The organism is Tropicibacter sp. S64 (genome assembly GCF_049803835.1).
In the GTDB taxonomy this organism is placed as follows: domain Bacteria; phylum Pseudomonadota; class Alphaproteobacteria; order Rhodobacterales; family Rhodobacteraceae; genus Pacificoceanicola.
Window position 1 is genome coordinate 1 of the sequence record NZ_JBNAGK010000037.1, and the last position, 2,307, is coordinate 2,307.

Here is a 2,307-nt window from a genome sequence, read left to right on the forward strand (position 1 = left end):
GAGTAACGCGCGAAAGTTGGTGATGCCCTAAGGGGCGGCATATCATGGCGGTGTTCAGACGCCGTCAATTCTCAGCCGAGAAAGGGATATGCCACATGTCAGAGACTACCATCGCCACGCTGCCCGATCCATCGGGCTTTTCGCCGGATCCATTGACGGACCTCATACGCCAAGGCGCGCGCAAGCTGATCGAGCAGGCGGTCGAGGCAGAACTGGCCACGCTTCTCGCCACCTTCGCCGAGGACAGGTTGGCAGACGGCCGTGCCAGGCTGGTCCGGCACGGACATCTGCCGGAGCGCGAGATCCTGACCGGGATCGGGCCGGTCGCTGTGAGGGTGCCGCGTGTCCGTGACCGCAAGCCTGGCGAGGGCAAGGTTACCTTCACGCCCAGCATCCTGCCGCGCTACCTGCGCAAGGCCAAGTCGGTCGAGGAACTGCTGCCCTGGCTCTACCTCAAAGGGGTTTCCACCGGCGATTTCGGTGAGGCGCTGGCCGCTTTGCTTGGGCCGGACGCCAAGGGCCTGTCGGCCAAGACCGTCACTCGCCTGAAAGCCGACTGGTGGTCCGAATACGAGGCTTGGGAAAAGCGCGATCTCGGACCCCGGAGGTTCCTCTACATCTGGGCCGACGGCGTCTACTTCAAACCGCGCATGGCCGAGGAAAAGCAATGCGTCCTGGTCATCGTCGGGGCGGATGAATACGGCCGCAAGGAACTGCTGGCCATGACCGACGGCTTCCGCGAAAGCACCCAGAGCTGGCGCGAGGTGCTGCTCGACCTCAAGCGCCGTGGCCTGAACCAAGACCCGAAGCTCGCGATCGGCGACGGTGCCCTCGGCTTCTGGACGGCCCTGCGCGAAGTCTTCCCCACGACGCAGGAGCAGCGTTGCTGGTTGCACAAGACCATGAACGTGCTGAATGCGTTGCCGAAGTCGGTGCAGCCGAAGGCCAAGGCTCACCTGCACGACATCTGGCAGGCCGAAACCCGGGCCGCCGCGACGGCCGCCTTCGACTTTTTTGTCGATGCCTATGGCGTGAAATGGGACAAGGCGGTGGCCAAGCTGGTCAAGGACCAGGACGCGCTGCTGACCTTCTACGACTACCCGGCCGAGCACTGGAAACATATCCGCACCTCGAACCCAATCGAGAGTACTTTCGCCACCGTCAGACACCGGACGAAACGTACCAAGGGCTGCCTCAGCAGGAAGACCGGATTGGCCATGGCATTCAGGCTGATGATGGCCGCGCAGAAGAAATGGCGGAAGCTCGACGGCCGGAACCGCCTGCCTGAGGTCATCAGCGGGGTTGAGTTCCGCGATGGCATCCGCCACCTTCAAGCCGCCGCCTGATCAAGCGTCACCAACTTTCGCGCATATTTCGTTTTCGGGTCGCGCAGCAGCGTAGCCTTGAGCCTCCCAGACCCAACCTGCCTAGCCGGTTCTGAAGTACCTAAGGCCTGTTCCTGCGGCTTTTGCGGAGTGTCGGCGTCGGTAGGCTCGACCGACCCGTTGTCGCCAGAGTCCGCCTGAGAGGGGTTACAGTCCCGTCTGACCTTGTCGGGAAGGCGGCTCAAAGGCCCCAAGAAATGCCCCACTTTTAGGCCTCCTGGGCGAAAGCCAAAGAAAGGTATCGATGCACTGGGGTTCCTACCACCCCAGCCAGTTCTTCCTGACATGATGCGGCTCCACCTGATCGGAGCCGGAATGCCCCACGAAATGCCCCCGTCCAGATGGGCAAGTTTGTGACCGCCCCCTTGTGATCCTGCCCCTCCTGTGTCCGGTACTTGCCTACCTAAAACAGGTATAAGTAATGGATAAGAAAGCAGGAAAGAGAGGGTAAGAAGGGGTATCCTAGTAGGTAGCCCTACCATGTCCGATATGGTGGAAGGCTGACTGCTGTACAAAAAAGTCAGCCATCAGTTGAGAATTTCACTCTACCCAAGGATGCACCCGGAACGTTTGCAGCACCACCCCAAGATCAGCAGGAAACAGGCATTAGTAATGGATAATATTGCATGGAAGAGACCCTAAGAAGGGGTATCCCTGATGGGTCTCCATAGGAAGAGTGGCAAGCTATCCTCCTGGGGTTGAGTGCCTGTCACAAGTTGGGGGCTGCAACGATGCAAGCAAGCTCCTACTTGCTGAGGTCCCTGCTGCCACTCTCCTGGACCCCGGCCTTGCCCCCTCGGAACGACTACTTCGCCAACGCTGTTCGCCCCATAGACAACCCCTACTACTCCCGTCCTATCGACGTGCATCGGTGGTCTGACCATCCAGAGGTCAAAGAACTGACCGACAAGGTGTGGGATCA

Annotated in this window: 1 protein-coding gene; it reads left to right on the forward strand. The window is 60.3% G+C overall.

The window, feature by feature from the left end; translation table 11 throughout:
• Positions 1-95: 95 nt before the first annotated feature.
• Positions 96-1,346, forward strand: a complete 1,251-nt coding sequence (locus tag ACP159_RS25605; RefSeq protein WP_425098683.1) for an IS256 family transposase — start codon at positions 96-98, stop codon at positions 1,344-1,346.
• Positions 1,347-2,307: the final 961 nt, after the last annotated feature.